The 8,708-nt window shown below is 65.5% G+C and carries 8 protein-coding genes and 2 pseudogenes; all 10 read left to right on the forward strand.

Annotation, left to right across the window (positions count from 1 at the left end; translation table 11 throughout):
- A partial coding sequence (locus QMO56_RS26230) for a transposase (RefSeq protein ID WP_283530537.1) occupies positions 1–193 on the forward strand: 193 nt, incomplete at its 5' end.
- 185 nt (positions 194–378) lie between these two features.
- The gene (locus QMO56_RS26235; protein ID WP_283530539.1) at positions 379–1,008 is read left to right on the forward strand and encodes an STAS domain-containing protein; all 630 of its coding nucleotides are present in this window, start codon (positions 379–381) and stop codon (positions 1,006–1,008) included.
- Positions 1,005–1,373: a response regulator gene (locus QMO56_RS26240; RefSeq protein WP_283530541.1), complete on the forward strand. Its 369-nt coding sequence runs from the start codon at positions 1,005–1,007 to the stop codon at positions 1,371–1,373. Before QMO56_RS26235 ends, QMO56_RS26240 begins: the two co-directional genes overlap by 4 nt.
- On the forward strand, positions 1,370–3,361 hold the full coding sequence (locus QMO56_RS26245) for a chemotaxis protein CheA (protein ID WP_283530543.1): 1,992 nt from the start codon (positions 1,370–1,372) through the stop codon (positions 3,359–3,361). The genes QMO56_RS26240 and QMO56_RS26245 overlap by 4 nt, the downstream gene beginning before the upstream one ends.
- A gap of 13 nt (positions 3,362–3,374) precedes the next feature.
- Positions 3,375–3,878: a chemotaxis protein CheW gene (locus QMO56_RS26250; protein ID WP_283530545.1), complete on the forward strand. Its 504-nt coding sequence runs from the start codon at positions 3,375–3,377 to the stop codon at positions 3,876–3,878.
- Positions 3,879–3,896: 18 nt separating this feature from the next.
- Positions 3,897–4,373 (forward strand): annotated as a pseudogene (locus QMO56_RS27065) (MCP four helix bundle domain-containing protein); the annotation flags it as partial.
- Between the two features lie 510 nt (positions 4,374–4,883).
- Positions 4,884–6,059, forward strand: a pseudogene (locus QMO56_RS27070) (methyl-accepting chemotaxis protein); the annotation flags it as partial.
- A 4-nt stretch (positions 6,060–6,063) separates the two neighbouring features.
- The gene (locus tag QMO56_RS26260) at positions 6,064–6,918 is read left to right on the forward strand and encodes a protein-glutamate O-methyltransferase CheR (RefSeq protein WP_283530549.1); all 855 of its coding nucleotides are present in this window, start codon (positions 6,064–6,066) and stop codon (positions 6,916–6,918) included.
- A 2-nt stretch (positions 6,919–6,920) separates the two neighbouring features.
- Positions 6,921–8,003 (forward strand): chemotaxis response regulator protein-glutamate methylesterase, encoded by a 1,083-nt coding sequence (locus tag QMO56_RS26265; protein ID WP_283530551.1) that lies wholly within the window; start codon positions 6,921–6,923, stop codon positions 8,001–8,003.
- Positions 7,987–8,490, forward strand: a complete 504-nt coding sequence (locus QMO56_RS26270; RefSeq protein ID WP_283530553.1) for a chemotaxis protein CheD — start codon at positions 7,987–7,989, stop codon at positions 8,488–8,490. Before QMO56_RS26265 ends, QMO56_RS26270 begins: the two co-directional genes overlap by 17 nt.
- Positions 8,491–8,708 lie beyond the last annotated feature (218 nt).

An 8,708-nucleotide genomic window follows, 5' to 3' on the forward strand; every position in this document is an offset into this window, starting at 1 on the left:
CGCCCGGCGCGGCATCGAGAGCAGCGCCCGCCTGGGCCGCCATCGCTGGGTCATCGAGCGAAGCTTCGCCTGGCTGAGCCGCTTCCGGCGCCTGACCGTCCGCCATGAGCGCCGCGCCGACCTGCATCTCGCCCTGACAACACTCGCCTGCGCCGTCATCTGCCTGCGGCAGATCCGCCGCTTTTGTCCTTAGCTTTTAGGCCATTTGCCCGAACTCCATAGGGTTGAATAGCGGTGGCTGAGCGACGCCGCCTCGGGTTGTGGAACCGCTTTCCTCGGCGATGAGAGGAAGCTCTCCATCGCGGCGTTGCCCCACATGTTCCACTGGCGGACGACAGCGGCCCCGAAGAGCCGCTGATGAGGATAGGCTGCCGAGAGGTGGCTGCGCCTTCCCCGTGCGTCCATGCCATTCATGCTGCCCCCGCCAGCCTGCTGCGCCGCATCTGGACCATAAGCGACCAGCGGCGGACCATGGAAACCCGCCGGCGCAGCATCCTGCAAGCAGAACAGTCCCTCACACGGCAGAGCCGTGAACGGTCCGGCGAGGGCGCGCTGCCTTTCACCCGCAAATGCCGCCGGCGGCGCTGTGCTCATACAAGGAAAATTCACCCCTGCAACCTAAGCTTTACCAGAGCAACAAAACGGCGACGGAAGGCCAACATGGAGAAGGATGGACAGGAGCCGTCAGCGGAAGACCATTGTCTGGTCCTCAGCGGGGCGCTGCTTCTACGGGAGGCAGAGGATCTCCATGCGCGCCTGCTGCACGCGGTGCAGGTTCAGCCGAGGCTGGAACTCGACCTCGCGGCGGTGACGGAGGCCGATCTTAGCGCATTGCAGCTTCTGCTCGCGGCAGGCCGGAGCGCCAAGCGTAGCGGGAAGCCGGTTCAGGTGCGCGGCGTGCTGCCAGCATCGCTGCGCGAGGCCCTTGCCCGTGCCGGCTTTCCGGATCCCGCCGGCGAGAATGCCGCGCAATTTTCCTGCTGGATGCAAAGCGAGACTGCCGCATGACCAAGACGATTCTGACGGTGGATGACTCCGCCAGCCTGCGGCAGATGGTCCGCATGACGCTGTCCGGTGCCGGCTATGCCGTGCTCGAAGCCGAAGACGGCATGGACGGCCTGACCAAGGCCAAGGCCGCAGCCGTCGATATGGTGGTCACGGACCTGAACATGCCGCGCATGAACGGGCTCGCGCTGATCCAGGAACTGCGTAAGCTGCCGACCTATCGGGGCGTGCCCATCTTGTTCCTCACTACAGAGTCGGATGCCGGCATGAAAGCGCAGGCCAAAGCCGCCGGCGCCACTGGCTGGATCACCAAGCCCTTCCAGCAGGATCAACTGCTGACCGTGGTGAAGAAGGTCCTGGGGACATGAGCAGCCCCGATCCTGTAGAGACCTTTCGCCAGGAATCCCAGGAGCTTCTGGAGCAGCTCGAGCAGGCTCTGCTAGACCTTGAGCACCGCCCCGGCGACATGGAACTGATCGACAGCGCCTTCCGTGCGCTGCACACGATCAAGGGCTCCGGCGCGATGTTCGGCTTCGATGCCGTCGCTGCCTTCACTCATCATGTCGAGAACGCCTTCGACGAGGTGCGCAAGGGCCGGCTTGCCGCCAGCAGCGAACTCGTGGCGCTGGCGCTCGCCGCCCAGGACCATCTGCGCATCCTGCTGGAGCGCCCGGCCGAGGCGGAAGCGGAGAGGCGGGAGGCAATCCTGGTCGGCCTCCGTGCCATCATTCAGGGCGATATGGCACCGGTTGCCGTCAGTCCGCCGGCCGAGGAGCAGGCGCCGGCCATACAGGGCTGGCGCATTGGCATTCAGCTGCCGCGCAACGCCATGGCCATGGGCACCAACCCCCTGCTGCTGCTGGACGAGTTGCGCGAACTCGGACCTCTCCGGGTCACCGCGAGGGAGACGCAGGTTCCGCCGCTGGAAGATCTGGACCCGACCGATTGCCACATCACCTGGACGGCGGAGCTTGAGGCAAGCTGCTCACGTGCAGCCATTGAGGAAGTGTTCATGTTCGTCCTGGACGACATGACGCTTAACCTGTCGCCGCTGGAGACGAGCGCGGCCAGCCCGTCCGCGCCAGAAGAGACGCTGGAAGCGGCGTCCGCCGCGCTGAGCGCCCCCCCGCCTGCCCAGGTGCGCGCCGCCGCTCCTGCCGCGCCTGCCCCCGCCAAGGCGGCCTCACCCGCCGAGAGCGTGCGCGTGCCGGCCGGCAAGTTGGATGAGCTCATGGACCGTGTGGGCGAGCTGGTCATCGCACAATCTCGCCTGCGGCAGGTGGCCAGCGCCAGCAGCGACATTCATCTCCGCTCGGTGGCCGAGGAGATCGAGCGATTGGCGCTGGAGCTGCGCGACACCACCATGGGTATCCGCACCGTCCCCATCGCCCAGCTCTTCGGGCGCTTCCGCCGCCTTGTCCACGACCTCTGCCGTGACCTCGGCAAGGACGTGGACTTGGTCATGCAGGGCGAGGAGACGGAACTCGACAAGACCGTCATCGAGCGATTGAACGACCCCTTGGTGCACCTGATCCGCAATTCGCTGGATCACGGGCTCGAGAAGCCGGAGGAGCGTGGCAGCAAGCCGGGACGCGGCCGGTTGCTGCTGTCGGCACGGCATGCCGGAGCGCAGGTGCGCGTATCGATCCGCGACGACGGCAAGGGGCTCGACCGCGCCCGCATCCGCGCCCGCGCGGAGGAACGCGGGCTGATCTCCCCGGACCAGCCACTGACCGACCAGGAAGTCTTCCAGCTGATCTTCGAGCCCGGGTTCTCGACGGCGCAGACGGTGACCAACCTGTCCGGCCGTGGCGTGGGCATGGACGTCGTCAAGCGTACCATCGAGGCTCTGCGTGGCAGCATCGACATTGCCAGCGAGCCCGGGCTGGGCACCGAGGTGACGCTGTGCCTGCCACTGACGCTGGCAATCATCGACGGGCTTCTGGTCAGGGTCGGCGAGGGACGCTACGTGATCCCGCTGACGGCGGTGGAGGAATGTGTTGAGCTGGACGCGAATGCCGAAGCCGGCAGCACGCGTTGCAACTTCCTGAACCTGCGCGGCAGCCTCATCCCTTTCCTGCGGCTGAGCGGGATGTTCGGCACCAACCCGGACCCCGAACCGCTCAAGAAGGCCGTTATTGTCTCGGCCGGCGATCAGCGTGTCGGCCTGGTGGTTGACCAGGTCATCGGTGACCATCAGACGGTCATCAAGTCGCTCTCCAAGCTGCATGCCGATGTGGAAATGTTCTCAGGCGCGACGATTCTGGGCGATGGCAGCGTAGCGCTCATTCTGGATATCGCACACCTCGTCGCCTTCGGTCAGGCGCACGAGGAGAAGCTGATGGCCGCAGCCTGAGGACACGCTGAAAATGACCTTGCCTGAACCGGCCGACAACCTGCGTGTCGTCACCATCAACCTGCAGGGCGAACGCTTTGCGCTGGAGACGCGGCATGTGCGCGAGATCCTCGACCCCGGTCCGACCACGCTCGTGCCGAGTGCACCCGCCTTCCTGAACCGGCTGATCAACGTGCGTGGTCGCGTGGTGCCGCTGGCCGATCTGCGCCTGCGGCTGGGTTTCGAGCAGAGTGCCGTCACCATCGACACGCGCGTGATCGTGCTGGAAATCGATCTTGCGGATGAGCCGACCACCGTTGCCGTACTGGCAGACAAGGTGAACGAGGTGCGCGAAATCATGCCTATCGCTTCCAGCCAGACACCGAAATTCGGCCTGCGCTGCCGGCCCGACCACGTGCGCTGCATCGGCCAACTTGGCGACGGCTTCGTCATCGTCCTCGATCCGGCAGCTATTTTCGCCAGCTCAGCACCGCGCCGGGGTAGCGAGCACGCTACCGAACATCACCTCCCTCACTGACCGGAGCCCGAGACGACCATGCGCTTAACCATCAAGGCCAAACTGGCCGCCGCCTTCGGTACAGTCATCCTCCTGACCGCTGGGGCGGCCGGGCTTGGCGTCTACCAGCTCTCCGCCTTCAACGACAAAGTGGAGGAGGCGCTGACCGGGCCGGTGCAGCGCGTACAGCTGGCCAAGGACGTGTTCAGCAACATGATGTTGCTCGTGCGCTCGGAAAAGAACCTCCTGGTGGTGCGCGATCCGGAGATGATCGCGATCTACGACCGGCAGATCGATGAACGCCGCCGCGACGTGCTGGCCGCGCGGGATCAGCTGCTGCAGATCGCGAGCCCGACCGGCCGTAAGGTGATCAGCGATTTCGACGGCCTGTGGACGCAGTATGTGACGCTGCAGGATCGTATGCGCCAGCTGGTCAAGCAGGACACGCAAGAGCAAGCCCGGGCGCTCGCGCAAGGGGAGGGCGCCGCCGCCTTCACAGCCATGCTGGCGGGACTGGAACAGGCCGCCGAAGGCTCCTCGGCCGCGCAGGTCGTGCAGCAGATTGCATTGCGCCTGCGTGAGGTGAACCGGTTGGAGGCTGATTTTCTGCTGCAGCCCGATCCGAAGCTCCGCGCCCAGATGGTCCCTCGCGTGGACGCCGCGCTGCAGGAAGCGGAGGCGCTGCGCAGCATCTGGCAGCGTCGGGCCGAGGCTGCGGAGCTGCCGCTACTGGAGCGCTACGGCACTTCCTTGCGTCTCTGGCAGGGTTTGCATAGCCGGGTGATGACGCTCGCCGGGGAGCAGCAGCGCGACAGGGCCTTGGCACTATCCACCAACGAGCTGCGGCAGCTGCTCCAGCAGGTGCAGGCACAGCTGCAGTCTCTGGTGTCGCTGAACCAGACGCGGCTGGACGAAACCCGGAAAGCATTGCAGGGCCGTTACGAGGAGGCGCGCACCATGCTGGTGATCACCGCCCTGGTTGCCCTTCTGGTGGCGCTGAGCGCAGGCATCCTGATCTCGCTGGGTATCAGCCGTGGTCTGGCCAAGGCGGTGGGGTTGGCTCAGGACGTTTCCAGGGGCGATCTCGACCAGACGATCGACGTGCGCAGCGATGACGAGATCAGGGACCTTGTCATGGCTCTCAATAAGATGACGGGAAACCTGCGCCAGATGGCGCTGGCTGCCGACGCCATCTCCAATGGCGACCTCACCGCCGAGGTGCGCCGCAATTCCGACAAAGACCGCCTCGGCATCGCTCTGGAGCAGATGCTCGTGAAGCTCCGTACGGTGGTTCAGGATGCGCTGGGCGCTGCGGAGAACGTGTCGTCTGGGAGCCAGGAGCTTTCGGCGAGCGCGGAGGAGCTGTCGCAGGGTGCGACGGAGCAGGCATCGTCGACCGAGGAGGCGTCGGCCTCGATGGAGGAGATGGCGGCGAACATCAAGCAGACGGCGGACAATGCGGCGCAGACGGAGAAGATCGCGCGGCAATCGGCGTCGGACGCGCAGCTGAGCGGCGATGCGGTGGGCCGGGCGGTGCAGGCGATGCAGACGATTGCGGAGAAGATCACGATTGTGCAGGAGATTGCCCGGCAGACCGATCTGCTGGCGCTGAACGCGGCGGTGGAGGCGGCGCGGGCCGGGGAGCACGGCAAGGGCTTTGCGGTGGTGGCGAGCGAGGTTCGCAAGCTGGCCGAGCGCAGCCAGATGGCGGCGAGCGAGATCAGCGGGCTGTCGTCGCAGTCGGTGAAGGTGGCGCAGGAGGCCGGGTTGATGCTGGCGCGGCTGGTGCCGGACATCAAGCGGACGGCAGAACTGGTGGAGGAGATCAGCGCGGCCTGCCGGGAGCAGGACATCGGCGGCGAGCAGGTGAACCAGGCGATCCAGCAGCTGGACAAGGTGACACAGCAGAACGCCTCAGCCTCGGAGCAGATGTCGGCGACCTCGGAGGAGCTTGCGGCGCAGGCGGAGCAACTGCAGGCGAGCATCTCGTTCTTCCGCACCGAGGCGCGGGGTGTGGCGGTGGAGCCGGTGCGGCCGGTGCCGGTGGCGCAGCCGGCGCAGCGGACGCAGGTGACGGCGCGCAGCATGGCGAAGCGGCCGGCAGCGCCGGCGCGGCCGAAGCCGAAGGCCCGCCCCGCCGGCGTCACGCTCGACATGACCGCCGGCCCCGACGCCCGCGACAGCGACTTCGAACGGTACTGACGCGATGTTCCACAGCATGGCCGATGGCATGGATCGCTTGCGGGAAGCCGATTTCCTGCGCCTCGCGCGCTTCATCGAGGAGTACAGCGGCATCAAAATGCCTCGCAGCAAGCAGACCATGCTGGAGGGCCGGCTGCGCAAGCGTGTGGCAGCGATGGGCTGCCACGACCTGCGGGATTACTGCGCCTTCCTGTTTGATCGCGACGGGCTGGCGCAGGAGGCGGCATCGCTGATCGACGCCGTCACTACCAATAAGACGGAGTTCTTCCGCGAGCCGGATCATTTCCGAATTTTGGCCGAGCAGGTTGTCCCCGCTCTCCTGAAGGATCCGCACCGTAGTGGCCAGGCTCGCATAAAAGCCTGGAGCGTCGCTGCCTCGACCGGCGCCGAGCCCTACTCTCTGGCTATGGTACTGGATGAGGCAGCGAGGCAGAGGCGCTTCGCTACCAGCATCCTGGGCACCGACATCTCCACCCGCGTGCTGGAGACAGCGGTGCTCGGCATCTATCCCGAGGAGATGGCTGGCCCGGTGCCACTGCCGCTGCGGCAGCGCTATCTGATGCGCGGGCGTGGCGCCTCGGCCGGCCTGATTCGGGTATCGCCGGAGCTGCGGCAGTTGGTGCGCTATCGCCGGCTGAACCTGATGGATACCAGCTATCCAGTGGAGCAGGATATGGAGGTGGCTTTCTGCCGAAACGTGCTCATCTACTTCGATAAGGCGACGCAGCAGGCCGTGCTGGAACGGGTTTGCGCGCATCTGCGTCCAGGTGGATTCCTGTTTCTCGGCCATTCCGAGTCGCTGGCCGGCTTCGGCTTGCCGGTGGAAGCCGTTGCTGCAACAGTCTTCCGACGAGTGTAAGCATGACTGGCAAGGTCCGAGTTCTTGTCGTGGACGACTCCGCGGTCGTGCGGCAGGCCTTGAGCGACATTCTCCAGTCCGATCCGGAAATCACGGTGATCGGCGCCGTGCCGGACCCCTACGCGGCCGCCAAGCGCCTCCAACAGGAGGTGCCGGACGTGATCACGTTGGATGTCGAGATGCCACGGATGGACGGCATCACCTTCCTGCGCAAGATCATGACGCAAAGGCCCATCCCGGTCGTCATGTGCTCGTCGCTGGTCGAGCTGCACTCGGAAACCCTGATGCAGGCGCTGGAAGCCGGCGCTGTGGACATCATCCTCAAGCCGAAGCTGGACACCAAGCAGGGCCTCATGGAAGCCCGTATCCGCATCTGCGATGCTGTCAAGGGGGCCGCCCGCGCGCGGCTGAGCCGTGGCGCCCGTTATCGCACCGAAATGCGTCCAGTAGAGAAGAAGCTGACGGCCGACGCCATGCTGCCTCCGCCCGTCGCGCGGCAGTCCATGGCGCGTACTACTGAGTCCGTGGTCTGTATCGGTGCCTCCACGGGTGGCACGGAGGCGTTGCGCGTGGTGTTGGAGGCTCTGCCGGCGGATTGCCCTGGCGTTGTTGTTGTCCAACACATGCCGGAACGCTTTACAGCTGCGTTTGCAAAGCGCTTGAACAGTATCTGCGCAGTGGAGGTTAAGGAAGCGGCCGATGGCGACACTGTGCTGCGAGGGCGAGTGCTGATTGCGCCGGGGGCGCGGCATATGCTGCTGCGCCGCAGCGGAGCACGCTATCATGTGGAGGTGAGGGACGGCCCGCTGGTCTCCCGCCATCGTCCATCCGTTGACGTGCTGTTTCGCTCTGCAGCGCAGTATGCCGGCAGCAATGCGACCGGAATCATCATGACCGGCATGGGAGACGATGGTGCACGCGGCCTGTTGGAGATGCGCCGGGCCGGAGCGTGCACGGTGGCACAGGACGAAGCCACATCCGTGGTGTTCGGCATGCCGAAGGAGGCGATCGGGCTCGGGGCGGCCGAGCGGGTGCTACCACTGGAGGCACTAGCAGGCGAAATACAACGTGCGAAGCCACAATGACACCATGGAAGCAGGGTGCAAGCTGAAACGCATCTTCCTGGCGGCAGGCGAGATCGTCTGCCCCCTTACGCCAGCAGTGGTCACTACCGTGCTTGGATCCTGCGTCTCACTCTGCCTGTGGGATCCAGCACGGCAGCAGGGTGGAATCAATCATTACGTGCTGCCATATGGGGCTGGTAACGCACGCTATGGCGAGGCAGCAAATGATCTACTGCTGCAGGCCATGCTGGCCCGAGGCAGCACCTTTCGGATTCTGCAAGCGAAGATCTTTGGCGGTGCCGTGACTCTCGGCGGGATTGGAGAACAGAATATAGCAGCGGCGCTTGAAACCTTGCGCCGCTACAATATTCCGCTAATGGCGCAAAGGACCGGGGGCGCCCATGGCATGCTGCTGCACTTCCGCACCGACACGGCCGAGGTGATGTTGCGGGTGGCCGGCGGGACGCGCCGGAGTAGAAGTGGGCGCCGCCCCGCTGGGCGTGGTTAGCTGTGGCAGCTTCGCGTCCGAGCCTGCGGCATGCCGGGCACCGACGGAACAGCATCGAGCAGATCCTCAACCGGCCTGCGGTCATGAGGTTGAGGCCGCTAAAAGTTTGGGACAAACCCTGGTGTGAGGCGTTGAGGGGGGATGGCGCTTCTCGTTCCTGACGACCTCTGGGCTGTGGTCGAACCGCTGCTGCCGCGGGAGCGTCCGAAGCCGAAAGG

The organism is Roseomonas sp. E05 (assembly GCF_030063475.1).
Taxonomy (GTDB): Bacteria; Pseudomonadota; Alphaproteobacteria; order Acetobacterales; family Acetobacteraceae; genus Pseudoroseomonas.